Source organism: Stenotrophomonas sp. 2694, from assembly GCF_040548715.1.
Lineage (GTDB): Bacteria > Pseudomonadota > Gammaproteobacteria > Xanthomonadales > Xanthomonadaceae > Stenotrophomonas > Stenotrophomonas indicatrix.
The window spans coordinates 48,243-72,029 of record NZ_JBEPSG010000009.1; the positions used below are offsets into that span (position 1 = coordinate 48,243).

A 23,787-nucleotide genomic window follows, 5' to 3' on the forward strand; every position below is an offset into this window, starting at 1 on the left:
GCCATGCCAACCAAGGTTGGCGACTACCAGGCCATCACCCGGCCGGCACGCGCACCTTGCCTTCCATCAGCACGCGGGCGCTGCGGCTCATGATGGCCTTGGACACCGTCCACTGGCCGTCAACGAGTGCGGCCTGCGCACCCACGCGCAACGTGCCCGACGGATGCCCGAAGGTCACGGCCTCGCGCTCGCCGCCGCCAGCAGCACGGTTGACCAGCGTGCCGGGGATCGCCGCGGCGGTACCGATCGCTACTGCAGCGGTGCCCATCATCGCGTGGTGCAGCTTGCCCATCGACAGCGCGCGGGCATGCAGATCGATGTCCGCGGCCGGGATCGCCTTGCCGCTGGACGACACGTAATCCTGCGCGGGGGCGACGAAGGCTACCTTCGGCGTGTGCTGGCGGGTCGCCGCGTCTTCCAGTTTCTGGATCAGGCCCATGCGCAGCGCGCCGTAGGCACGGATCTTCTCGAAACGCTCCAGCGCCGCTTTGTCTTCATTGATCGCCGGCTGCAGTTCGGTGCCGGTGTAACCGAGGTCGGCGGCGTTGAGGAAGATGGTCGGGATGCCTGCGGTGATCATCGTCACCTCGAAACTACCCACGCCCGGCACGTCCAGCATATCGACCAGGTTGCCGGTGGGGAACATCGCACCGGCGTCACCATCGTCGGACGGATCGAGGAATTCCAGCTGGATCTCGGCAGCCGGGAAGGTCACGCCATCCAGCTCGAAATCGCCGATCTCCTGCACCTGCCCATCGCGCATCGGCACATGGGCAATGATGGTCTTGCCGATGTTGGCCTGCCAGATGCGCACGGTGCACAGGCCATCGCGCGGCACGCGGGCCGGATCGATCAGGCCGTTGGCGATCGCGAACGGACCAACGGCGGTGCTGAGGTTGCCGCAGTTGCCGCTCCAGTCCACGAATGCGGTATCGATCGACACCTGGCCATACAGGTAATCCACGTCGTGATCCGGCACCGAGGCGGTGGAGATGATCACGCACTTGCTGGTGCTGGAGGTGGCCCCACCCATGCCGTCGGTCTGCTTGCCATACGGGTCGGGCGAGCCGATCACGCGCATCAGCAGCGCATCGCGTGCGGCACCCGGCACCTGTGCGGCCTCGGGCAGGTCCTGCAGGCGGAAGAACACGCCCTTGCTGGTACCACCGCGCATGTAGGTAGCGGGAATACGGAGTTGCGGGAGAAAGGTCATGGATCAGTATCCTGGATGCGACGAACCAATATCGGGGTTGAGCTCCTCGTCTTCGAACAGTGCCTCCATGCCCCGCGAGGCATTCCAGATACGCACAATGAAAACGTGCGCAGGTAGCTCCACGTAATAGACCAGATAGCCGTCGAAGCGACGAACCGGATGAAAGCGCAACGGCGCTGAGAGGGTCGGCAGCAGATCCGCATGCAGTGTGGAGCCGGCACCGGGGTGTGTTTCGATCAGTCTCACCACCGATTCCACCGCATCGACGAAGCCGATCTCCAATGCTTCTCCGCCTTGATCTCCATACCAGCTTGCAGCGTGGTCAAGATCTAGAACCGCTGCAGGGGACCAGTGCGAGGGTTTCACTTGCGGTTCCGTGCACGCTCACGCAGCTTGTCGAAGTGATCGGGCGGCAGAGGCGCAGAAGGGCCAGATGCCAGCCCCTCGGCGATCAGCTTCTTGAGCAACTCCTCGGCCTTGCTCCGCTGGCGTTGCCGGATCAGGTCGCGCACGTAATCCGACGTACTGGAGTAACCGCCTTCGCGCACTTCCTCGTCCACGAACTGCTTGAGCGGATCGGTCAGCGAAATGTTCATGGTGGCCATGAGACTCTCCATTGGCAGTTTTTGCCAAGTCAGTGTGCGCCCTGCCCTGATGTCGGACAAGCCTGCCCCCCACCTCCGGGGGCAGGCATTCAGCCCGGCATCACGCCACCTTGGCGCCTTCCAGGAAGTCCTGGGCGAAGCGCTGCAGGACGCCGCCGGCCTCGTAGATCGCCACTTCCTCGTCACTGTCCAGGCGGCAGGTGACCGGCACGATCACGTCCTGGCCGTCGCGGCGGTGGATGACCACGCGCAACTCGGCGCGCGGCGTGCGTTCACCGATGACGTCGAAGGTTTCGGTGCCATCGATGCCCAGGGTCAGGCGGGTGGTGCCCGGCTTGAACTCCAGCGGCAGCACGCCCATGCCGATCAGGTTGGTGCGGTGGATGCGCTCGAAGCCTTCGGCAACGATGGCCTCCACGCCAGCCAGGCGCACGCCCTTGGCAGCCCAGTCACGCGAAGAACCCTGCCCGTAGTCGGCACCGGCGATGATGATCAGCGGCTGCTTGCGCTCCATGTAGGTCTCGATGGCTTCCCACATGCGCATCACCTTGCCTTCCGGCTCGACGCGCGCCAGCGAACCCTGTTTCACGCTGCCATCTTCATTGCGCACCATCTCGTTGAACAGCTTCGGGTTGGCGAAGGTGGCACGCTGCGCGGTCAGGTGGTCACCGCGATGGGTGGCGTAGGAATTGAAGTCCTCTTCCGGCAGGCCCATCTTCGCCAGGTATTCGCCAGCCGCACTCGAGGCCAGGATCGCGTTGGACGGCGACAGGTGGTCGGTGGTGATGTTGTCGGGCAACACCGCCAGCGCACGCATGCCGGCCAGCGAGCGCTCACCGGCCAGTGCACCTTCCCAGTACGGCGGACGACGGATGTAGGTGCTCTGCGGGCGCCAGTCGTACAGCGGGCTCACCGCTGCGCCGTGTTCGACGCGTACGTTGAACATCGGGTTGTAGACGCTGCGGAACTGCTCCGGCTTCACCGCCGCCTTCACCACCGCATCGATCTCGGCATCACTCGGCCAGATGTCCTTCAGGCGCACCTCGTTGCCGTCGGTGTCCACGCCCAGCACATCCTTCTCGATGTCAAAGCGGATGGTGCCGGCGATGGCGTAGGCGATCACCAGTGGCGGCGAGGCCAGGAACGCCTGCTTCGCATATGGATGGATGCGGCCGTCGAAGTTGCGGTTGCCCGACAGTACCGCCGTGGCGTAAAGGTCACGGTCGATGATTTCCTGCTGGATCTTCGGATCCAGCGCGCCGCTCATGCCATTGCAGGTGGTGCAGGCGAAGGCAACGATGCCGAAGCCCAGCTTCTCCAGGTCCGGCAGCAGGCCCGCTTCTTCCAGGTACAGCTGCACTGCCTTGGAACCGGGTGCCAGCGACGACTTCACCCAAGGCTTGCGCAGCAGGCCGCGCTCGTTGGCCTTGCGTGCCAGCAGGCCGGCGGCGATCACGTTGCGCGGGTTGGAGGTATTGGTGCAGCTGGTGATGGCAGCGATGATCACCGCGCCATCCGGCATCAGGCCCTGTGCCTGCTCGGCCTTGCCGGCTTCCAGCTTGGCGGCATCGGCGATGCCGCGCTCGACCAGTTCCGATACCGGCAGGCGGCGATGCGGATTGCTCGGGCCGGCCATGTTGCGCACCACCGTCGAGAGATCGAAGTGCAGTACACGCTCGTACTCCGCAGTGGCCAGGTCATCGGCCCACAGGCCGGTGCTGCGCGCGTAGTTTTCAACCAGTGCGACCTGCTTTTCCTCGCGACCAGTCAGGCGCAGGTAGTCGATGGTCTGGCCGTCGATGTAGAACATCGCGGCGGTTGCGCCGTATTCGGGGCACATGTTGGAGATGGTGGCGCGATCACCGATGGTGAGTGCAGCGGCACCTTCGCCGAAGAATTCAAGCCAGGCGCCGACCACGCGCTCCTTGCGCAGGAATTCGGTCAGGGCCAGCACCACGTCGGTGGCGGTGATATCCGGCTGCGGCCGACCGGTCAGCTCGACACCGATGATGTCCGGCAGGCGCATCCACGACGCACGGCCCAGCATCACGTTCTCTGCTTCCAGGCCACCCACGCCGATGGCGATCACGCCCAGCGCATCCACATGCGGGGTGTGGCTGTCGGTGCCCACGCAGGTATCGGGGAAAGCGACGCCATCCTGCACGTAGATCACCGGCGACATCTTCTCCAGATTGATCTGATGCATGATGCCGTTGCCCGGCGGAATCACGTCCACGTTCTCGAAGGCCAGCTTGGTCCAGTCGATGAAGTGGAAGCGGTCCTCGTTGCGACGGTCCTCGATGGCGCGGTTCTTCTCGAACGCCTGCGGATCGAAACCACCGCACTCCACTGCCAGCGAGTGATCGACGATCAGCTGCACCGGCACCACCGGGTTGACCTTGGCCGGATCACCGCCCTTGTCGGCGATCGCATCGCGCAGGCCGGCCAGATCCACCAGCGCGGTCTGGCCGAGGATGTCATGGCACACCACGCGCGCCGGGAACCACGGGAAATCCAGGTCGCGACGGCGCTCGATCAGCTGCTTCAGCGAGTCGGTCAGCGTGGCCGGATCGCAGCGACGCACCAGGTTCTCGGCCAGCACGCGCGATACGTACGGCAGCGTGGCGTAGGCGCCGGGCTGGATCGCGTCGACGGCGGCGCGCGCATCGAAATAGTCCAGCGAGGCGCCGGGGAGGGACTTGCGGTAATCGGTCTTCATGGGCTGGCGGAATGCTCGTGGCGGGCCGGGTGCCGGCAATACGGCGGTGACGGCATCCGGCCGGCACGGGGCCGGCCGGATGCATGCAGCAGTGCAACAGTGGCGATGATCAGGAACGCTTGTCGATGGCCACGAAGTCGCGATCTTCCGGGCCGATGTAGTTGGCGCTCGGGCGGATGATCTTGCCGTCGATACGCTGTTCGACGATGTGCGCGCTCCAGCCGGCGGTACGGGCGATCACAAACAGGGGGGTGAACATCGCGGTCGGCACGCCCATCATGTGGTAGCTGACGGCGCTGAACCAGTCCAGGTTCGGGAACATCTTCTTGATGTCCCACATCACCGTTTCCAGGCGCTCGGCGATGTCGTACATCTTCATGCTCGACTGCTCTTCGGACAGTTCGCGGGCGACGTCCTTGATCACCTTGTTGCGCGGATCGGACACGGTGTAGACCGGGTGGCCGAAACCGATCACCACTTCCTTGCGCTCCACGCGGGCCTTGATGTCTTCCTCGGCTTCGTCCGGATTGTCATAGCGCTTCTGCACTTCGAACGCCACTTCGTTGGCGCCGCCGTGCTTGGGGCCACGCAGCGCGCCGATGCCACCGCAGATCGCGCTGTACATGTCGCTGCCGGTGCCGGCGATGACGCGGCAGGCGAAGGTCGAAGCGTTGAACTCGTGCTCGGCGTACAGGATCAGCGAGGTGTGCATCGCCTTCACCCACGAATCCTGCGGCTTCTCGCCGTGCAGCAGGTGCAGGAAGTGGCCACCGATGGAGTCATCATCGGTTTCCACGTCGATCGCGCGGCCGTTGTGGCTCCAGTGGTACCAGTACAGCAGCATCGAACCGAGGCAGGCCATCAGCTTGTCGGCGATGTCGCGCGCGCCCGGATGGTTGTGGTCATCCTTCTCCGGCGCCACGCAGCCGAGCACGGACACGCCGGTGCGCATCACATCCATCGGGTGCGCCGACGGCGGCAGTTCTTCCAGCGCGGCCTTCACCGCGGCCGGAATGCCACGCAGCGACTTCAGCTTGGCCTTGTAGGAGACCAGCTCGGCGCGGGTCGGCAGCTTGCCATGCACCAGCAGGTAGGCGATTTCCTCGAACTCGCTGGTGTTGGCCAGGTCCAGGATGTCGTAGCCACGGTAGTGCAGGTCGTTGCCACTGCGGCCGACGCTGCACAGCGCGGTGTTGCCGGCAGCGGTGCCGGACAGGGCGACGGACTTCTTCGGCTTGAAGGCCGGGGTTGCGGTCGTATCGTTCATGTTTCCCTCCGAAACTTGATGGTGCAGGGTAATGCTTATTTCTTGGCGGCGAACAGCGCATCGAGCTGCTGCTCGAAGGCGTGGTAGCCGATACGGTCATACAGCTCCTCGCGGGTCTGCATGCTGTCGATCAGGTTGCGCTGGTGGCCCTCACGGCGGACCGTCTGGTAGACGTTCTCGGCGGCCTTGTTGGCGGCGCGGAAAGCGGACAGCGGGAACAGCTGGATGGCCACGCCGGCCGAGGCCAGCTCGTCGCGGCTGAACAGCGGGGTCGCGCCGAATTCAGTGATGTTGGCCAGCACCGGCACCTTCACCGCATCGACGAAGCGGCGGTAGGTATCCAGGTCATAGGCGGCCTCGGCGAAGATGCCGTCGGCACCGGCTTCGACGCAGGCGATGGCACGCTCGATGGCCTTGTCCACGCCGTCCACCTGGATGGCGTCGGTGCGCGCGATCAGGAAGAAGTCCGGATCGGTCTTGGCATCGGCAGCGGCCTTCACGCGGTCGACCATTTCGCCCTGCGAGACGATCTCCTTGCCCGGGCGATGACCGCAGCGCTTGGCGCCGACCTGGTCTTCGATATGGCAGGCGGCCGCGCCGGCCTTGATCAGCGACTTCACCGTGCGCGCGATGTTGAACGCGCTCGGGCCAAAGCCGGTGTCGATGTCGACCATCAGCGGCAGGTCGCAGACATCGGTGATGCGGCGCACGTCCACCAGCACGTCTTCCAGGGTGTTGATGCCGAGGTCCGGCAGGCCCAACGAGCCGGCGGCCACGCCACCGCCGGACAGGTAGATGGCACGGAAACCCGCGCGCTTGGCCAGCAGCGCATGGTTGGCGTTGATCGCGCCGATCACCTGCAGCGGCGATTCGGCAGCCAGCGCCTCGCGGAAGCGGGCACCGGCGGAAGAGAGGGTCGAAACGGTCATGCGGCGATCCAGGTTGAAGGACACAGGGGTAAGCGCAAACACCGTGCCAACCTGCAAGCGGTTGATTTCACGGGGATGACCGGCCCGCAACACTGAAACATATGAAACACTGAAACAGATGTATCATGAAACATCGCCTCCCGGTATCCGTGCATGTACCTGCCCCGCTCGCCCCTGCGCCACGCTGATGCCGACCCCGGCCGCCCGGTGATCTGGACGGTCAGCGTTTCGCGCCTGACTGGCCTGCTGGGCGATGTCATTCCCGAATTCGACCGCCGCGCGCGCATCGAGCAGATCAACCTGGGCTTCGAGGAGGCCGTGGAAGTGATCGGCCAGCGCCTGCGCCGCGAGCACTGCGACGTGGTGATTGCCGGCGGCTCAAACGCGGCCTGGTTGCGCGGTCGCCTGGACCTGCCGCTGGTACCGATCCACGCCAATGGCTTCGACCTGATGGAAGCGCTGGCGCGCGCCCGCCGCATCGCCCCACGCATCGGCCTGGTCACCCATGCCAGCGACGTGCCGGTGTTCAGCAGCTTCCAGCAGAGCTTCGGCCTGGACATCGAGCACCGCCGCTTCGTCACCCGCGAAGATGCCCGCGACTGCATCGCCGACCTGCGCGCCAACGGCATCGAAGTGATCGTCGGCACCGGCATGGCCATCGACCATGCCGAACAGGCCGGACTGCCCGGCGTGCTGCTGTACTCGGCTGATTCGGTACGGCAGGCGTTCGAGCATGCGCTGGAGCTGACCCAGGCCATGGCCCGCTCCGGCGGCAGCCGGCCGGCTCCGCGCCGCCGCACCGCCGCACGCAACGATGCGCATGCCCTGCTCGGCGACAGCAATGCGATGGCCGACGTGCGCGCGCAGATCGCGCTGTACGCCCCGCACGACAGCACCGTACTGGTTACCGGCGAGACCGGCACCGGCAAGGAACTGGTTGCACGCCAGCTGCACGCCGCCAGCGGTCGTCGCGGTCGCTTCGTTGCGCTGAACTGCGGTGCGATCAGCGAATCACTGCTGGAAGCGGAGCTGTTCGGCTACAGCGACGGCGCCTTCACCGGTGCGCGTCGCGGGGGGCGCGTCGGCCTGGTCGAGGCGGCCGATGGCGGTACGTTGTTCCTGGACGAGATCGGCGAACTGCCGCTGCCGCTGCAGACCCGCCTGCTGCGGGTGCTGGAAGAACGCGAAGTGCTGCGCGTGGGCGCCACCGAACCGACCCCGGTCGACCTGCGCGTGGTCGCCGCCACCCTGCAATCGCTGGAGCAGCGCGCGGCGGCTGGCAGCTTCCGCCGCGACCTGTATTACCGGCTGGCCGCGCTGCGCATCGCACTGCCCACTTTGCGTGCGCGTCGAGGCGATATCCCGCTGCTGACCACGCACTTCTTCCGCGAACTGCGCGGCATCGATGCACCGCTGGATGCAGAAGCGCTGGCCCTGCTCAGCGCTGCCGACTGGCCGGGCAACGTACGTGAACTGCGCAACCTGGTGGATAGGCTGCGCATCCACTGGCAGCCCAGTGAAGGGCTGATCGATGCAGCGCGCCTGCTGCAGCTGGCGCCGGAGCTGGTGAACGAAGGCGCCGCCACACTGCCAGTGGAAAACAACGGCAAGCGCCCGCCGCGTGCGCAGCTGCAAGCGCTGCTGCAGGAACACCGCAATGACCGCGAAGGCATGGCGCAGGCACTGGGTGTGTCACGCACCACGCTGTGGCGATGGCTGCGCGCGGAGGGGTTGTAACGTCCTGCCGTCTGGTTGGTGCAGAACCGATGCCTGGTGGGTGCAAACCTTGGTGCGCACCGCATTTTCTCAAGCACCCCATCCACGCATGGCGTGGATCTACTGGAGCGCCGCGCGCGCTTCGATGGCGAACCGTCCACTGCCCACGGCCGCAACCCATAGCAGCAGCACGCCCAGCGGCACTTCGCTCAGGTAAAAGAACCAGCTCAGCCAATCTGGCACGCTCAGCCCCGCAGGGATACGCGCGATGCCATCGGTCAGCGCCGCCACCGCGCAGATCGCCGCCAGCAGCAGTGCCGATGGGCGGCTGAGCAGGCCCAGTACAAGCAGTCCACCTGCGATCCATTCAATGCCGCCGAGCACCGGCGCACTGACTACTGGAAATGGAATGCCCGCATCGACCAGGGTGTGCACCATGCGCTCGCGCCCGGCGTCGGTGAATACCTTGTTCCAGCCCGATACGCAGAACATCACCCCGGCGACGACACGGGCGAGCAGCAACAGGAGCGCTTCCACGCCCTGGCGCGGCGGTGGCACGGTAAACAGGCAACGCCAGGAGGGCATGGCGACTCCGGATTTCGAGGGCATCGGTCGGAGTGTGCGGTTCGCTGACCTGCTCGCACATGAAGCGGGCCGGTCCGTTCGCGACAAACGGCTCTCGCAGTGGTACGCGTTGGAACAATGGCAGTCGTACAGGCTCGACCCTACGATGCAGGTGTACCGACCTTTCCATCCACGCATGGCGTGGATCTACCGGCCAGCAGCAGCTCGATCTCTTCCACCTGCACCACCGGCACCTGCCACGGGTGATGCGGCACGATGCCGTGCTCGAGGATGCGCTGTAGCCGCTGCGGATCGCGCGGCAGGCAGAACTCCAGCCGCACGCTGTCGACCACCTCGGTCTGCCCCGCCTCGCCCTGCGTGGGGATCGCACCCACGCGTGGCCGGAACTGTTCGAACCCCGGCGCGGACCACCACATGCCGTGCTCGTAATCGCCGGCCACCAGCGCATCCACCGAAAGGATGCCCTGCTTCACTGCCTCCAGGGCAGGCACCGGCACGAACACCACCACGCGATACAGCGGCACGCGTTGCATCACGGTGCCTTACGGGTACAACAAGCGCTTGCTCCAGCGACCTTCGGCACCGGCTTCATAGCACCAGCGCTCGTGCAGGCGGAACTGCGCGCCGTACCAGAACTCGATGCGGTCAGGCACCACCCGCAGACCACTCCAACCGTCCGGACGCGGCACGTCCTTGCCCTCGAAGCGCGCCTCGACCTCGGCCACGCGCGCGTCGAACTCCTCGCGCGAGTTCAACGTCTTCGACTGCAGCGACGCCCACGCGCCGATCTGGCTCATGCGCGGACGGCTGGCGAAATAGGCATCGGCCTCGGCATCGGCCACCTGCTCAACGCGGCCCTCGATGCGCACCTGGATGCCGGCCTCGCGCAGGCTGCGCCACAGGAACAGCAGCGCCGCCTGCGGATTGGCCTGCAGCTCGTTACCCTTGTGGCTGTCCAGGTGGGTGTAGAACACGAAGCCGCGCTCATCGAACGCCTTCAACAGCACGGTGCGCGCCGATGGCCGGCCCTGCACATCGGCGGTCGCCACGGTCATCGCATTGGGCTCGACTTCGCGGCTCTGTTTCGCTTCTTCGAAAAGGGCAGCAAAGGTCGACAGGGCTTCGGCGTACAGGTCGCTCATGACAGCATTCTTCTCACACGGTTTGGGCTATTGTGGCGGCATGGTCGCCGCTGCGTACATGCCCCAGGTGAAAGGATTCCCCGAAACAGTGGTCGAGCAGGCGCTGGATGACGCGCTGGGCAGCAGCACAGCCGTTCCAGTATTGGCGATCAGCGGCCTGCAGGGGAGCGGCAAATCGACGCTGGCCGCGCAGGTGGTTGCCCGTGCCCAGGCGCGTGGCCTGAACGCCGCAACGCTGTCCATCGACGATGTCTACCTGACCCGCGCACAACGCCAGCGCCTGGCCCGGCAGGTGCATCCGTTGTTGATCACCCGTGGCCCACCTGGCACCCACGACCTGCCGCTGGCACATGCGGTACTGGACGCAGTGGCCGCACGACAGCCCCTGGCCCTGCCCCGCTTCGACAAGCTGGCCGACGAGCGCCTGCCCGAAGCGCAGTGGCCGCAGCTGCAAACGCCGCTGGACCTGCTGGTATTCGAGGGCTGGTTCCTGGGCACCCCGGCGCAGGACGATGCCGAACTGGATGTCCCGCTCAACGCCCTGGAGCGCGAGGCCGATGCCGATGGCCGTTGGCGGCGCTGGTGCAACCAGGCGCTGGCCCGCGACTATCCGGCGCTGTGGCAGCGTTGCGACCGCTTGTGGTTCCTGCAACCTCCTGATTTTTCGGTGGTGCCGCGTTGGCGCTGGCAGCAGGAGCAGAACCTGCAGGCGGCCCAGCCGGGGCGGCACGGCATGAACCGACCCCAGCTGGAGCGCTTCGTGCAGTACTACGAGCGGGTCAGCCGGCAGGCGTTGCGTGCGCTGCCGGCCATTGCCGACCGGGTAGTGGCGCTGGATGCCCAGCGCCAGGTGCAAGGGCTGCGCTGAGCAGCCTCACTCCACCAGGAAGGTGACCCGCAGGTTCACCCGCCATTCGGTGATCTCACCGTTGCCGTCGGTGACCACCTTGGTCTCGTTGATCCAGGCGCCCTGGATGCCCTTGACCGTCCCGGACACCTTCTTCAAACCGCTGCGCACTGCGTCCTCCACGCTCTTGGGCGAGGACGCATTGATTTCGATGACCTTGGCAACCGACATGGCAGGCACTCCATCAGGCGCGGGATACCCCGCAGGAACCTCCACCCTGACGTGAAGAACGTAAAGGCCAAGGCACGGAGGTGTTAGCATCAGAGGGCATGAATCCCGCTCCGAACCTGATCCTGATCGGCCCGATGGGTGCCGGTAAAACCTGCATCGGCCGCCGCCTCGCCGAGCGCTTCACGCTGGACTTCGTCGACGTCGACCAGGCCATCGTCGATGCGACCGGGGCCAGCATCCCCACGATCTTCGAGCATTCCGGCGAAGCCGGTTTCCGCGCCCATGAGCGCCAGGCGCTGGCGCAGGTGCTGGCCGGCCGTGGCCAGCTGGTGTCCACCGGCGGCGGTGCCGTGCTTGACCCGGACAATCGCGCCCTGATCGCCAAGCGAGGCTTTGTCGTCTACCTGCGGGTCAGCGTCGCAGCCCAGCTGGAGCGTCTGTCACGCGACAAGGCCCGGCCACTGCTGCAGCGGCCGGACCGCGAACAGGTGCTGCATGATCTGGCCGCGCATCGCGACCCGCTGTATCGCGACCTCGCCGATGTCACTCTTGATACCGACCCGTTTACCGCCGCCGATGCCACTGCCCAGCTTGTCGTCAAGCTGGCCACGCACTGGCAGCGACAGGACCCCACTGCATGACCTCCCCTGCCCTGCTGCAGGTCGCCGTTGGCGGCGACCGTCCCTATTCCATCACCATCGGTGCCGGCGCCCAGGCCGACGGCGCCGCATTGGCCAGCCATGTGCGTGGCCGCCATGTCTTGCTGGTCAGCGACAGCGAGGTTGCGCCACGCTATCTGGATGCCACCAAGCAGACCCTGCTGGCCGCACGCCCGGACCTGATCCTGGCTGAGCATGTGCTGGCCGCCGGCGAAGCCTCCAAGACCCTGGCCGAGTTCGGCTCGGTCATCGAAGCGCTGGCCGCGCTCGGCGCGACCCGCGATGCCTGCGTGTTCGCCCTCGGTGGTGGTGTGGTCGGCGATCTCGCCGGCTTTGCCGCGGCCTGCTGGATGCGCGGCATCGACTGCGTGCAGCTGCCGACCACGCTGCTGGCGATGGTCGACTCCTCGGTGGGCGGCAAGACCGCCGTGGATATCCCGGCCGGCAAGAACCTGGTCGGTGCGTTCCACCCGCCCCGTGCGGTGATCGCCGATACCCGCGTGCTGGCCACCCTGCCGCCGCGTGAACTGCGCGCAGGCCTGGCCGAAGTGGTCAAGTACGGCGCGCTGGGCGATGCGGTGTTCTTCGAGTGGCTGCAGCAGCATGCCGACGCACTGGTGGCCGGCGAAGATGCGGTCATCGCCGAGGCCATCGCCCGCAGCTGCCGGCACAAGGCCGCCATCGTCGAGCGCGATCCCTTCGAGAAGGGCGAGCGCGCCCTGCTCAACCTGGGACACACCTTCGGCCACGCGATCGAAACCGAACAGGGCTACTCCGCACCGGGGCGCGATGCGCTGAACCACGGTGAGGCCGTAGCGGTGGGCATGGTGCTGGCGGCCCGCCTCTCCACCCACCTGGGCCTGGCCGACGACGCCGACCGGGTGCGCCTGCAGGCGCTGCTTGAACAGCTTGGCCTGCCGGTGGCAATCCCCGCCGGGCTGGACCCGCAGGCCCTGCTCGGCCGCATGCGCCTGGACAAGAAGAACGTGGCCGGCCGCCTGCGCCTGGTGCTGTGGCGTGGCATGGGCCGCGCCGAAGTCGTACCGGACGTGGATGAAGCGGCGGTACTGAAGGTGCTGGGCGCAGGCTGACCGCTTCCGCGTTCGCCGGGCATGGCCCGGCGCTACCTGGGAGGTTTCATGAGGTTGCCGGCCAGCGGCCGGCATTACCGGATCAGCGTTGCGGCAGGGCTCACCTCGCCCCCGCTACAATCGGTGCCATGCACGTCCACCTGCAACAACCCGCCGACGGTGCCCAGGCACCGCGCTTCCTGCGCCTGACCCTGGTCCCGGACCTGTTCGGCGGCTGGGAACTGCTGCGTGAATCCGGCCGCGTCGGCGCCCGCTCGCAGCTGCGGCGCGAGCTGTACCTGACGGCCGACGAAGCCCGCCACGCCTACGACAAAGCCCGCGATGCCGAACTGCATCGGGGCTTCCAGATTCTTTCGCACGGCGACTGACTGCGCCGCTGCTCTTTTCGCCCAAGGAATGCCCACTGTGACCAGCCCTCTCCGCAACGATCGCCTGCTGCGCGCCCTGCGCCGCGAACCGGTGGACTGCACCCCTGTCTGGCTGATGCGCCAGGCCGGCCGCTACCTGCCGGAATATCGCGCCACCCGGGCCAAGGCCGGCAGCTTCCTGGCCATGGCCAAGAACCCGGAGATCGCCTGCGAAGTCACCCTGCAGCCGCTGCGCCGCTTCCCGCTGGACGCGGCCATCCTGTTCTCGGACATCCTCACCATTCCCGATGCCATGGGCCTGGAGCTGTACTTCGTCGAAGGCGAAGGCCCGAAGTTCCGCCACCCGGTACGCGATGAAGCGGCCATCGCCAGGCTGGCGGTGCCGGACATGGAGCAGGATCTGGGCTATGTGATGGACGCGGTGCGCCTGATCCGCCGCGAACTGGATGGCCAGGTGCCGCTGATCGGTTTCTCGGGCAGCCCGTGGACGTTGGCCTGCTACATGGTCGAAGGCGGCGGCAGCAAGGATTTCGCGCGCATCAAGGCGATGGCGCTGAACCATCCGCAGGCCCTGCACCGCTTGCTGGAGGTAACCACCGACGCGGTGATTGCCTACCTCGGCGCGCAGCGCGCGGCCGGTGCGCAGGCCCTGCAGGTGTTCGACACATGGGGCGGCGTGCTGTCGCCGGCAATGTACCGCGAGTTCTCGCTGCGCTATCTGCAGCGCATCGCCGAAGGCCTGGAGCGCGGCGAAGGCAGCGAGCGCACACCGCTGATCCTGTTCGGCAAGGGCACCGGCCTGCACCTGGAAGCGCTGTCGCAGACCGGCGCCGATGCGCTCGGCCTGGACTGGACGCTGGACCTGGACGAAGCGCTGCGCCGCACCGGTGGCCGCGTAGCGCTGCAGGGCAACCTGGATCCGACCACGTTGTATGCCTCGCCTGATGCGATCGCCGCGGCGGCCGCACGCGTGCTCGATACCTATGCCGCCGGCAACGGTGGTTCACGCGAGGGCCATGTGTTCAACCTCGGCCACGGCATGTCGCCGGACATGGACCCGGCCCATGTACAGGTGCTGGTCGACGCAGTGCACGCACACAGCCAACGCTGAGCATCGCGCAGGCAATCACGGCGCGATGTTGATCGCGCCGTGACCCGCAGTGCGCGATCATGGCGCCCCCACGTTGCACCGGCCACGCCCCATGTCCACAGCGCCATCGACCTACACCCGCCAGCGTCCCCTGCTGTGGCTGGTTTCGCTGGCGATCTTCATGCAGATGCTGGACTCGACCATCGTCAACACGGCCTTGCCGGCGATGGCGGCCAGCCTTGGCGAAAGCCCCCTGCAGATGCAGTCGGTGGTCTTCAGCTACGCGCTGGCAGTGGCCACCTTCATTCCCGCCTCCGGCTGGATCGCCGACCGCTACGGCACCCGACGCACCTTCCTGGTGGCGATCATCCTGTTCACCCTCGGCTCGCTGGCCTGCGCGATGGCGCAGCAGCTGCACCAGCTGGTGGCCGCGCGCGTACTGCAGGGCATCGGCGGCGCGATGCTGCTGCCGGTCGGGCGCCTGGCGGTGATGCGCTCGGTGCCACGCGAGGACTTCCTGCGTGCGATGAGCTTCATCGCCATTCCCGCACTGGTGGGTCCGCTGATCGGCCCCACGCTGGGTGGTTGGCTGGTCGAGATCGCCTCGTGGCACTGGGTGTTCCTGATCAACCTGCCGATCGGCGTCATCGGCTTCATCGCGGCGATGAAGATCATGCCCGACCACTACGCCAGCCACCGCACCCGGTTCGACCTTCGCGGCTACGCCATGCTGGCCTTTGCGATGGTGGTGCTGTCGCTGGCACTGGATGGGATTTCCGGGCTCGGTACACCTCACGCGCTGGTGATGCTGATGACCGTGGCCGGCCTGGCCGCGCTGGTCGGTTACTGGCTGCACGCGGCAAATTCAACGGCACCGCTGTTCTCCCTGGCACTGTTCCGCGTGCCCAGCTACCGCATCGGCATTCTCGGCAACCTGTTCTCGCGCATCGGCAGCAGTGCCATGCCGATGCTGATTCCGCTGCTGCTGCAGGTCGGCCTTGGCCTCGGGCCGATGAACGCCGGCCTGATGATGGTGCCCGTGGCCGCCGCAGGCATGGTGTCGAAGAAGCTGGCGGTGAAACTGGTTGAACGCTACGGCTATCGCCGCGTACTGATGACCAACACCGTGCTGGTCGGCCTGGCGATGGCCAGCTTCATCCTGATGACACCGGGCCAGCACCTTGCCGTGCGCCTGCTGCAGCTGGCGTTCTTCGGTGCGGTCAATTCGTTGCAGTTCACCGTGATGAACACCGTCACCCTGCGCGACCTCGACCGCGAGTTCGCCAGTTCCGGCAACAGCCTGCTGTCGATGGTGATGATGCTCGCCGCCGGCTTCGGTGCAGCCGCCGCAGGCAGCCTGCTGGCCGCATTCGGCACGCAGCTGGAAGGCCACGGCGCCACGGCTGCGCTGCACGCCACGTTCCTGTGCGTGGGCGCGATCACGCTCACGTCGACGCTGATCTTCTGGCAGTTGCCCGACACCAAGCCCGAGCCGCGCCAGGTAGAAGAAGTAGCGGAGTAGAGGGTTCGGCAGGGCTGCGCCCTGCACCTGCAGATGCCGAAGCAACGGCAACAGCCGAAGCAAAGCTGGCATTCCGTGGGATGGCGGGGCGGTGTCGGAGTGCGGGGACGCCGCAAGTACGTCCCTGTAGGCTTGGCCGCCGCTTGCTCGTGTGCGCTTTCCTGCGCACACGGCAAGACCGGGGTTGGGCGTCCTGCCCAACCCGCCCGAGGCATGCCTCGGGCCCATGCGGCTGACACCCCGCAATCCGACACCGCCCCACCTCCGACAGTTCCCCGCGATCTGCAGTAGATCCACGCCATGCGTGGATGAATCTCCATTGGAAATCGAATATCTCGAAAAGCATCCACGCGTGGCGTGGATCTACTGGTCGAGCAAGGTCGACACCTGCCAACAGCATCACAGAGCGCCGTCTCGACAGCTCGCGGAGATCTGTCGAAGGCGGGGTGGGTCCGGTTGCGGGGGCGTGAGCGCCATGGATGGCGCGACCGAGCTTACAGGGACGTACTTGCAGCGTCCCCCGCAACCGGACCCACCCCGCCATCCCACGGAATGCCAGCTTTTGCTTTTGCTTTTGCCGTTGCCGTTGATTCGGCGGGTGCAGGGCGCAGCCCTGCCGAACCCCTACCGCCCCAGCACGCGGGCGATCGCTTCCACCAGCAGCTCACCGGTCACCGGCTTGCGCAGGAAACCACCGATGCCGGCCGCTTCCACCTGCTGCTGCAGGTCCGGGTCGGTGCGTGCGGTCACCGCCAGCAGCGGCAACGTGTAACCCTGGTTGCGCAGATGCTGGGCCAGTTCGAAACCGCTCAGGCCCGGCAGATCCAGATCGAGCAGGCCGACATCGAAATCACCCGCGCTGATTTCACGCAGCGCGGCCAGCGCGTGGGCCGCGTGGACCACCTCATGGCCACGGGTGGTCAGCAGCCCACACATCACATCGGCCACGGTCGCATCGTCCTCCACCAGCAACACCCGCAGCGGCGGCATGTTGACCGCAGCAGCGGCGGCGTCACTGTCGGCACCTCCGTCGCTGGCCGCCCCCTGCTGCAGCGGCAACGGCAGGCTGACACCAAAGCAGGTACCGCTGCCCAGCTGGCTTTCCACCCGGATCCGGCCCTGCATGGCCAGTGCCAGCTCGCGGCAGATCGCCAGGCCCAGGCCGCTGCCGCCGTACTGCGCTGCGGTGCGAGCACCGTCGGCCTGCTCGAAGCGGCGGAACAACCGTTGCTGCTGCTCCTGGCTGATGCCCGGGCCGGTATCGCGCACCTCGAAATACAGCCCACGCGGCCCTTCCTCGCAACGCGCGTGCAGCGTGATGCTGCCGCGGCTGGTGAACTTGACCGCGTTGGACAGCAGGTTGAGCAGGATCTGCCGCACCCGCATCGCATCGCCGGTCGCCTGCAGCCCTGCCGGCAACTGGTTGTCGAGGATGAACCGCAGGCCCTTCTGTGCAGCCAGTGGCCCCATCAGCGCGGCCAGGTCCTGCAGCAGGCGATTGAGACCGAACGCGTTGGACTGCAGTTCCAGGCGCCCCGATTCGATCCGCGCCAGGTCCAGCGCATCGTTGACCAGGTGCAGCAGATGCTCGCCCGCATGCCGGATCGACTGGGTATAGCCGCGTTGCTGCGGATCCAGCGGCGAGGCCAGCAGCAGTTCACTCATGCCCAGCACCCCGGTCATCGGCGTGCGGATTTCATGGCCGAGATTGGCAAGGAAGCGCGTCTTGGCCGCCGATGCGTGCTCGGCCAGATCCTGCTTGTGCAGGGCGAGCTGGTAGGCGTGCTGGCGCTGCAGCCGGCGCCGGTACAACCAGGCGAACCAGCTGGTCAGCAGCAACCCGATCGAGGCCAGCACCAGCAGGCCGGACAAGCTGCGCCACCACGGCGGCTGCACATGGAATTCCAGGGTCTGCACCCGCGACCACACGTGGTCGGCCGAGCGCGCCTGCACTTCCAGCCGGTAGGCGCCGGGTGGCAGGCGCGAGAACAGGCGCTCGCCTGCCGGGCCCACCTCGACCCAATCCGGGTCGTAGCCGGCCAACCGGTAGCGGTAGGTGTTGGAAGCCGAATCGGCGAAGGACAACAGGCGCGCGACGATACGCAGGTCGCGGTCACCATCGGCGATCTGCAGCGGCGTGTCATGGGTCAGGTCCAGCAGCTGCTCGTTGCGGCGTACCTCCACCCGCTCGATCACCAGCGGCGCACGCCGGGTGGACGGTCGAACCTGTTCGGGATCGAACACCACCACACCGGCGGGGGTACCTGCCACCATGCGCCCCGCCGAGGAGGCGATCAGGGTGTGTTCGCGGAACTCCTGGCTGGGCAGCCCATCGTGCACCCCGTACAGGCGTACGCTCTCGCCATCGGCACTCACCCGCACCAGGCCGCGGGCGCTGGTGGCCCACGCCACGCCCTGCGCGTCGACCACCAGGCCGGTAGCGGAAATCGCCGGATAGCCCTGCTCGGCGCCCACTACCGCCTGCCGTTCCAGCCGGCCCTGGCTCCAGAGATACCGCGACAGGCGACCATCCTCGGACAACCAGACCTGGCCGTCCTTGCCCACGTGCAGGGCGTACACCGCAGTGGCCGGCGCACCGGGCACCGGCTGGAAGCGCTGCGCATCCGGTTGCCATTGCAGCAGGCCGCGGCTGCTGGCCAGCCAGATCCGGTCCTGCGGGCCGCATTCCACGTCAAGATTGAGCTGACCGGCCTGCAGACCGTCCTGGCCGTTTTCCAGCCGCCGGCGCACGTGCCCGTCCAGATCACGCTGCTGCAACCCCGATGACAGCATCAACCACAGGCTGTCGCCATCGCAGGTCATCATCGCCTCGATGTTGCCTTCCATGGTCGCGTCCGCGCCCGAGTCCCGCCCCCAGCGCCGCAGCTCGCCACGACGCGGGTCGTAGCGCATCAGGGCGTCGGTCGAGCCCACCCACACCTGGCCCTGCCGGTCTTCGCGCACCGAGGTCAGCCAGTGCATGCCGTTGACGAAGGTGCGGTGCTGCTCGATCACGCCCGTGCGCGGATTGAAGCGGTCCAGCGCGCCATGGCTGCCGACCGTCCACACCCCGCCATTGCTGGAGGGGCTGGTACCGAGCACATAGGAATTGCGCAGCGAGGACGGATCATCCTCCAGCCGCGAAAACACCGAGAACTGCCACCAGCGCGGAAGCAGGTGCCACAGGCCGGCATTGGTACTGGCCAGCCAGATGCCGCCTTCGCGGTCCTCATAGGCGCCGGTCCAGTTCGGCCGCACCAGGCCACGGGCGATGGCGCTGTACAGCGGCACGGTCTGGTAGCGGCCATCGATGCCCCGGCCCAGGCCGCTGCGCGTGTCCAGCCAGTGCCCGCCCTGCTCGTCGCGCAGCATCATGCCCAGCACCTGGTCGCCGGCCGGCAATGTCCAGGGAACGGATTCGAAACGGCCATCCGGGCGCCGCACCGTGGCCCCGGCCAGCGTGCTGATCCAGAGGCTGCCGTCGGGTTCTGCGGTCAGTCCATTGATCAGCAGGCTGGGCACCAGGTCGCCGCCGATGCGTTCGAAATCGGTACCGGTCCAGCGCGCCACGCCATGCTTGGTGCCGACCCACAGGCTGCCATCGGCAAGCGTGGCCAGGTAGGGCACCGACGCGGCCGGCAGACTGCGCGGGTTGTTCGCTTCGGGCAGGAACCGCTGCAGACGGTCATTGCTGTCCAGCCGGTACAGGCCGCCCTCGTGGGTGCCGAACCAGATCGCGCCATCCGGTGTCGCAGCCAGGCTCCAGACGGTGTTGCTGCCCATCAGCGGCTGGCTGCTGCGATCGTAGAAGCGCAGCTGGCGGCGATCGGCCGACATCCGCACCAGGCCGGCATTTTCAGTGCCGATCCACAGCTCGTTGCGGGCATCGACCAGCACGCTCCAGATGCGGTTGTCGCGCAGGCCGTCTTCGGAACGCCAGATGCGGTAGTTGCGCCCGTCGTAGCGGGCCAGGCCATCGTTGGTGGCAATCCACAGGTAGCCGTAGCGGTCCTCGGCCATGCGGTTGACGGTGTTGGACGGCAACCCATCGAACACGGTGACCTGGCGCGGCGAAGGTGGCACCGGCTGCGCGGCAGCGGGCACCAGGCAGCACAGCAGCAGCATCAGCAGCGTCACTGCCCGCAGATACACCACCGATGGCCTCCTCACGCTGCTGTTGATGATGCCCACGCCGTGGGCGTCGGCATGGTAAACCGAAAGCTGCGCGATTCACGCCGCAGGATGCCGTACTCAGCTGATGATCTGGCGTTTGCTGCGTGCCTGGGCAATGGCCGCCACCAGCAGATCGCCAGTCACCGGCTTGCGCAGGAAACCATCGAATCCGGCCGCAAGCACCTGCGTCTCGGCATAGGCATCCGAGCGCGCGGTAACGGCCACCAACGGCAGCTCGTAGCCCATCGCGCGCAGTTGGCGGGCGATGGCGGTGCCATCGAGTGCCGGCAGGTCGAGGTCGAGCAGGCCGACGTCGAACCCCTCGGTCGATATTTCCGACAGTGCGCCCAGGCCATGCAGCACGTGCACCACCTCATGGCCACGGCTGCGCAGCAGACCGGCGATGACCTCGGCAACGGTGGCATCGTCCTCGACCAGCAGGATGCGCAGTGCAGGCAGCATCGGCGACGCTGCCTCGCCAGGGCTGGAGGCCTGCTGCCGGCTCCACGGCAGCGGCAGCCGCACGGCGAAGCGTGCGCCACGCCCCGGCTGGCTGTCGACATCGATGCGGCCGCCCATCGCCACCGCCAGCTCCTGGCAGATCGCCAGGCCCAGCCCGCTGCCACCATAGCGCGAGGCAGTACGCGGGCCATCGGCCTGTTCGAAGCGGTGGAACAGGCGCTGCTGCTGCTCGGCATTGATGCCCGGCCCGCTGTCGCTGACCTCGAATGTCACCGCGCCGCCGTCGTCGTCCAGGCGCGCCGCCAGGCCGACATGGCCACGCTCGGTGAACTTGATCGCGTTGCCCAGCAGGTTCAGCAGGATCTGGCGGACGCGCATCTCATCGCCACTGACGCAGATCGGGCCTGGCAATGCCTCCCCGCGCTGGAACGCCAGCCTGCGCTGTTGTGCCATCGGCTGCATCAACGCCTGCACCTGGTCCAGCAGTCCGTCCAGGTCGAACGGGCGGATGTCCAGTTCAAGCCGGCCAGCCTCGATCCGGGCCAGGTCCAACGCATCGTTGACCAGGCGCAGCAGATGGCTGCCGGCCTGCTGGATCGAACCGGCATAGCTGCGCTGCACCGGGTCCAGTTCGGTGGACAGCAGCAGTTCGCTCATGCCCAGTACACCGGTCATCGGCGTGCGCACTTCGTGGCCCAGGGTCGCCAGGAAGCGGCTCTTGGCCTGCGATGCCTGCTCGGCGATCTGCTGCTTGTGCACCGTCAACTGCCACTGCTGGCGTCGCCGCAGCCGCCTGCGGATCGACCACAGCAGTGCCAACAGCAACAGCGAGCCCAGCATTGCATAGCCGAAAATCGCCATGCCGCTGCGCCACCAGGGGGGCAGTACCTTGATGTGCAACTGCTGCGAGGGCGTCCACGGACCACTGGCCGTCGCGGCCTGCACCTCGATGGCGTAGGTGCCGGGCGGCAGCCGCGACAACGTGCGTTGGCCGTCCCCGCCCTGTTCCACCCAGTTCTGGTCGTATCCCTGCACGCGGAACCGGTAGCGGTTGCCCTGCGGGTTGGCGTAGGACAGCAGGCGTGCATCGATCTGCAGGTCACGGTCGTCGGGCCCCAGCAACAGCAGGCCGGAGGTCGGCAAGGGCTGCCAGCCGCGCGCATCATCGCGACGGACGCGAACCTGCGCGATCACCAGCTGCGAGGGTGGCAGCTCGGCGTCGGCAGCATTCGGATCGAAGCCCACCATGCCGGTCTGGGTAACGGCCAGCACCCGGCCATCGGCATCGATTGCCGGTGGGCGTCCGGTGAACTCGGCATCAAGCAGGCCGTCGCGTTCATTGAAGATCTGCAGGCGACGCTGTTTCGGATCCCAGCGCAGCAGGCCGCGGGGCGTCGTCGCCCACAACTGACCGTTCCGGGCCAGGGCCAGCCCACCCATGCTGACCGGCGGCACGCCGGCACTGGCATCGACGCGCTGGATCAGGCGCAGGCTCAGGCCATCCCACTGGTAGCGCTCGAATGCGCCCTGGCGTGCGATCCACAACTGCCGGGGATCGATCCATACCAGATCGTAGATGGGCCCCCTGGAAACGCCGGGCACCGCTTCGAAGCGGTCTCCCTGCTCGCGCCAGATGCCCATTTCCCCGACCACCCAGGCGTGCCCACTGGCATCGAAGCGGATCTGCTCGACCGGCGCGTCGGTGCTGCCTCGCAGCGTAGCGCCGTCGAAACTGCGCAGCAGGCGGCCGTCGGCACTGCGCTGTTGCAGGCCCAGGTTCATCACCGATACCCAGACCGTGCCATCGGGGGCCTGCCGCATCAGATCGATCCGCTGCCGAAGGTCGGCGCCACCGCCAATGCGCCAGTCGCGCAGCACACCGGTGGCGGGGTCGTAGACGCTGATGCGCCCCGCGCGGCCGAGCCACAGCCTGCCGTCGGGACGTGGCAGTACCGACCACACCGCGCCGCTGCCCAGTTCGCGGTCGCTGACCAGCAGGCTCAACGTCCCCTGTGCATCGATCTGGTAGACGCCATGCGCAGAGCCGACGTAGTAGCTGCGACCGTCGCTGGCAGCACTCAACAGGTACTGGCTGTCCAGCGGCTTGCCATCGAACTGGTACCAGGTTGAAAAGCGTCGCCAGTCGGGCGGCAGGTAAGCCAGGCCCTGGGTCAGCAGTGCGACCCACAGCCCTCCCTCATGGTCCTGCATCAGGTCGAGCACGCCACTGTGGCCGGTCAGGAAACCACTGCCACGGTCGCCTTCCAGCCTGCGCAGCACCTGGCCGTCACCACGCAGCAGGCCATCGGAGGTTCCCGCCCAGTAGCCTCCGTGGCTGTCGGCCAGGACCAGTGCCGAGCGCAGGCGGGCACTGTCGGCCCAGGCCGGTCGCGTCACCCGATCCTGCGCATCGATGCGGTACAGGCCGTCGTTCTGCGTACCGACCCAGATCGCGCCATCGGCATCGCGGCTCAGCCGCAGCACGCTCACCGCCGCCAGTTCGCGCGGCGCCACGGCTTCGAAGGCGTGGCCGTTCCAGCGCGCCACACCGGCTTCGGTGCCCACCCACAGCCGTCCCTGCGCATCCACCAGACTGCTGAAGACGGTGTCACTCGGCAGACCGCCGGGCTGCGCCCGATCATGCTGGAAATGGCGCAGCGAGCCATCTTCGCCGACGCGGCAGACCCCATGGCTGCTGCTGCCGACCCATAGCGCATCCTCGGCGTAGGCCAGGGTCCAGAACTGTCCCTGGCATCCTTCAGTGACGGAATCGAAGGTCTTGAAGCGTTCGCGGTCGGCATCCAGCCGGGCCAGCCCCTTGCCGTTGATGCCAACCCATACCCGGTCGAGCGGGTCGACCAGCAGGGTTTCGATCTCGTTGCCGGGCAGCGAATCCGGTTGTGCCGGGTCGTGCTGCCAGACCCGCAGCTCACCGCCGTCATAGCGGGCCAGGCCGCCGTCGGTGGCGGCCCACACGCGGCCCTGTCGGTCTTCGGCCAGCGCCACCACCATGCGCGAGGGCAATCCCTCGGCCGCGCCGAAACGGCGCAGGCGCGGTGTTTCACCGGCCATGTCCAAGGTCGCCGCTGCAGCCGAAAGCGCCAACAGCACCAGACCTGCTCCTGCAATGCCTTGGCACCACCGGCGCCAGCCGCTCTTCATCCTGAA

Annotated in this window: 19 protein-coding genes; 7 read left to right on the forward strand and 12 right to left on the reverse strand. The window is 67.1% G+C overall.

Translation table 11 applies throughout. From position 1 onward, the window contains the following. Positions 1 to 34: 34 nt before the first annotated feature. From prpF to prpB, 6 genes are all read right to left on the reverse strand, one after another. A complete protein-coding gene (prpF, locus tag ABIA73_RS12785) occupies positions 35 to 1,213 on the reverse strand; it encodes a 2-methylaconitate cis-trans isomerase PrpF (protein WP_313446585.1) in 1,179 nt (392 codons plus the stop codon). Positions 1,214 to 1,216: 3 nt separating this feature from the next. Next, positions 1,217 to 1,579, reverse strand: coding sequence for a type II toxin-antitoxin system RelE/ParE family toxin (locus ABIA73_RS12790; protein WP_313283736.1), 363 nt, complete (start codon positions 1,577 to 1,579; stop codon positions 1,217 to 1,219). After that, positions 1,576 to 1,818, reverse strand: coding sequence for a type II toxin-antitoxin system ParD family antitoxin (locus tag ABIA73_RS12795; protein ID WP_032976603.1), 243 nt, complete (start codon positions 1,816 to 1,818; stop codon positions 1,576 to 1,578). Before ABIA73_RS12795 ends, ABIA73_RS12790 begins: the two co-directional genes overlap by 4 nt. A gap of 100 nt (positions 1,819 to 1,918) precedes the next feature. Continuing rightward, on the reverse strand, positions 1,919 to 4,537 hold the full coding sequence (acnD, locus tag ABIA73_RS12800) for a Fe/S-dependent 2-methylisocitrate dehydratase AcnD (RefSeq protein WP_315830646.1): 2,619 nt from the start codon (positions 4,535 to 4,537) through the stop codon (positions 1,919 to 1,921). Between the two features lie 109 nt (positions 4,538 to 4,646). Beyond that, positions 4,647 to 5,804, reverse strand: a complete 1,158-nt coding sequence (gene prpC / locus ABIA73_RS12805; protein ID WP_354275881.1) for a bifunctional 2-methylcitrate synthase/citrate synthase — start codon at positions 5,802 to 5,804, stop codon at positions 4,647 to 4,649. 35 nt (positions 5,805 to 5,839) lie between these two features. Then, complete coding sequence (gene prpB, locus ABIA73_RS12810) at positions 5,840 to 6,733, reverse strand: methylisocitrate lyase (protein WP_025877008.1); 894 nt, start codon at positions 6,731 to 6,733, stop codon at positions 5,840 to 5,842. A gap of 153 nt (positions 6,734 to 6,886) precedes the next feature. Between prpB and prpR the strand changes: the two genes are divergently transcribed. After that, positions 6,887 to 8,470 (forward strand): propionate catabolism operon regulatory protein PrpR, encoded by a 1,584-nt coding sequence (prpR, locus tag ABIA73_RS12815; protein WP_263929619.1) that lies wholly within the window; start codon positions 6,887 to 6,889, stop codon positions 8,468 to 8,470. Between the two features lie 99 nt (positions 8,471 to 8,569). Here prpR and ABIA73_RS12820 read toward each other — a convergent pair whose 3' ends face one another. The 3 genes from ABIA73_RS12820 to pdxH form a co-directional block, all read right to left on the reverse strand. Beyond that, positions 8,570 to 9,034 (reverse strand): DoxX family protein, encoded by a 465-nt coding sequence (locus ABIA73_RS12820; RefSeq protein WP_093818655.1) that lies wholly within the window; start codon positions 9,032 to 9,034, stop codon positions 8,570 to 8,572. A gap of 140 nt (positions 9,035 to 9,174) precedes the next feature. Continuing rightward, complete coding sequence (locus ABIA73_RS12825) at positions 9,175 to 9,567, reverse strand: YqfO family protein (RefSeq protein WP_354275882.1); 393 nt, start codon at positions 9,565 to 9,567, stop codon at positions 9,175 to 9,177. A 9-nt stretch (positions 9,568 to 9,576) separates the two neighbouring features. Next, entirely contained in the window at positions 9,577 to 10,176 is a 600-nt protein-coding gene (gene pdxH / locus ABIA73_RS12830; protein WP_033831770.1) for a pyridoxamine 5'-phosphate oxidase, read from the reverse strand. Between the two features lie 40 nt (positions 10,177 to 10,216). On the opposite strand from pdxH, the gene ABIA73_RS12835 reads away from it, so the two are divergent. Next, positions 10,217 to 11,044 carry a kinase gene (locus ABIA73_RS12835; RefSeq protein ID WP_099843325.1) on the forward strand — a complete coding sequence of 276 codons (828 nt, stop codon included), beginning with the start codon at positions 10,217 to 10,219 and terminating at the stop codon, positions 11,042 to 11,044. A 6-nt stretch (positions 11,045 to 11,050) separates the two neighbouring features. On the opposite strand, the gene ABIA73_RS12840 is transcribed toward ABIA73_RS12835, so the two are convergent. Further along, positions 11,051 to 11,254, reverse strand: a complete 204-nt coding sequence (locus tag ABIA73_RS12840) for a dodecin family protein (RefSeq protein WP_025876997.1) — start codon at positions 11,252 to 11,254, stop codon at positions 11,051 to 11,053. Positions 11,255 to 11,352: 98 nt separating this feature from the next. Between ABIA73_RS12840 and ABIA73_RS12845 the strand changes: the two genes are divergently transcribed. The 5 genes from ABIA73_RS12845 to mdtD all read left to right on the forward strand — a co-directional run bounded on the left by ABIA73_RS12845 (position 11,353) and on the right by mdtD (position 15,984). After that, positions 11,353 to 11,895, forward strand: coding sequence for a shikimate kinase (locus ABIA73_RS12845; protein ID WP_032976596.1), 543 nt, complete (start codon positions 11,353 to 11,355; stop codon positions 11,893 to 11,895). Further along, positions 11,892 to 13,004 carry a 3-dehydroquinate synthase gene (gene aroB / locus ABIA73_RS12850; protein WP_059064823.1) on the forward strand — a complete coding sequence of 371 codons (1,113 nt, stop codon included), beginning with the start codon at positions 11,892 to 11,894 and terminating at the stop codon, positions 13,002 to 13,004. Before ABIA73_RS12845 ends, aroB begins: the two co-directional genes overlap by 4 nt. Before the next feature lie 128 nt (positions 13,005 to 13,132). Beyond that, positions 13,133 to 13,372, forward strand: a complete 240-nt coding sequence (locus ABIA73_RS12855) for a WGR domain-containing protein (protein ID WP_025876992.1) — start codon at positions 13,133 to 13,135, stop codon at positions 13,370 to 13,372. Between the two features lie 28 nt (positions 13,373 to 13,400). After that, entirely contained in the window at positions 13,401 to 14,483 is a 1,083-nt protein-coding gene (gene hemE, locus ABIA73_RS12860) for a uroporphyrinogen decarboxylase (protein WP_032951968.1), read from the forward strand. 91 nt (positions 14,484 to 14,574) lie between these two features. Continuing rightward, on the forward strand, positions 14,575 to 15,984 hold the full coding sequence (gene mdtD, locus ABIA73_RS12865) for a multidrug transporter subunit MdtD (protein ID WP_025876990.1): 1,410 nt from the start codon (positions 14,575 to 14,577) through the stop codon (positions 15,982 to 15,984). A 624-nt stretch (positions 15,985 to 16,608) separates the two neighbouring features. On the opposite strand, the gene ABIA73_RS12870 is transcribed toward mdtD, so the two are convergent. Both ABIA73_RS12870 and ABIA73_RS12875 read right to left on the reverse strand, forming a co-directional pair. Further along, positions 16,609 to 20,139: a hybrid sensor histidine kinase/response regulator gene (locus tag ABIA73_RS12870; protein ID WP_218787847.1), complete on the reverse strand. Its 3,531-nt coding sequence runs from the start codon at positions 20,137 to 20,139 to the stop codon at positions 16,609 to 16,611. A gap of 96 nt (positions 20,140 to 20,235) precedes the next feature. Beyond that, complete coding sequence (locus ABIA73_RS12875; RefSeq protein WP_354275883.1) at positions 20,236 to 23,781, reverse strand: sensor histidine kinase; 3,546 nt, start codon at positions 23,779 to 23,781, stop codon at positions 20,236 to 20,238. Between the last annotated feature and the right edge of the window lie 6 nt (positions 23,782 to 23,787).

What these genes read in the sequence shown, in the direction of transcription:
- hemE (WP_032951968.1), top strand. Translation starts at nt 13,401, where the DNA reads ATGCCCACTGTGACCAGCCCTCTCCGCAACGATCGCCTGCTGCGCGCC.
- ABIA73_RS12835 (WP_099843325.1), top strand. Translation starts at nt 10,217, where the DNA reads ATGGTCGCCGCTGCGTACATGCCCCAGGTGAAAGGATTCCCCGAAACA.
- ABIA73_RS12845 (WP_032976596.1), top strand. Translation starts at nt 11,353, where the DNA reads ATGAATCCCGCTCCGAACCTGATCCTGATCGGCCCGATGGGTGCCGGT.
- mdtD (WP_025876990.1), top strand. Translation starts at nt 14,575, where the DNA reads ATGTCCACAGCGCCATCGACCTACACCCGCCAGCGTCCCCTGCTGTGG.
- ABIA73_RS12855 (WP_025876992.1), top strand. Translation starts at nt 13,133, where the DNA reads ATGCACGTCCACCTGCAACAACCCGCCGACGGTGCCCAGGCACCGCGC.
- prpC (WP_354275881.1), bottom strand. Translation starts at nt 5,804, where the DNA reads ATGAACGATACGACCGCAACCCCGGCCTTCAAGCCGAAGAAGTCCGTC.
- aroB (WP_059064823.1), top strand. Translation starts at nt 11,892, where the DNA reads ATGACCTCCCCTGCCCTGCTGCAGGTCGCCGTTGGCGGCGACCGTCCC.
- ABIA73_RS12875 (WP_354275883.1), bottom strand. Translation starts at nt 23,781, where the DNA reads ATGAAGAGCGGCTGGCGCCGGTGGTGCCAAGGCATTGCAGGAGCAGGT.
- prpR (WP_263929619.1), top strand. Translation starts at nt 6,887, where the DNA reads ATGTACCTGCCCCGCTCGCCCCTGCGCCACGCTGATGCCGACCCCGGC.
- prpB (WP_025877008.1), bottom strand. Translation starts at nt 6,733, where the DNA reads ATGACCGTTTCGACCCTCTCTTCCGCCGGTGCCCGCTTCCGCGAGGCG.
- prpF (WP_313446585.1), bottom strand. Translation starts at nt 1,213, where the DNA reads ATGACCTTTCTCCCGCAACTCCGTATTCCCGCTACCTACATGCGCGGT.
- ABIA73_RS12825 (WP_354275882.1), bottom strand. Translation starts at nt 9,567, where the DNA reads ATGCAACGCGTGCCGCTGTATCGCGTGGTGGTGTTCGTGCCGGTGCCT.
- pdxH (WP_033831770.1), bottom strand. Translation starts at nt 10,176, where the DNA reads ATGAGCGACCTGTACGCCGAAGCCCTGTCGACCTTTGCTGCCCTTTTC.
- ABIA73_RS12840 (WP_025876997.1), bottom strand. Translation starts at nt 11,254, where the DNA reads ATGTCGGTTGCCAAGGTCATCGAAATCAATGCGTCCTCGCCCAAGAGC.
- acnD (WP_315830646.1), bottom strand. Translation starts at nt 4,537, where the DNA reads ATGAAGACCGATTACCGCAAGTCCCTCCCCGGCGCCTCGCTGGACTAT.
- ABIA73_RS12795 (WP_032976603.1), bottom strand. Translation starts at nt 1,818, where the DNA reads ATGGCCACCATGAACATTTCGCTGACCGATCCGCTCAAGCAGTTCGTG.
- ABIA73_RS12820 (WP_093818655.1), bottom strand. Translation starts at nt 9,034, where the DNA reads ATGCCCTCCTGGCGTTGCCTGTTTACCGTGCCACCGCCGCGCCAGGGC.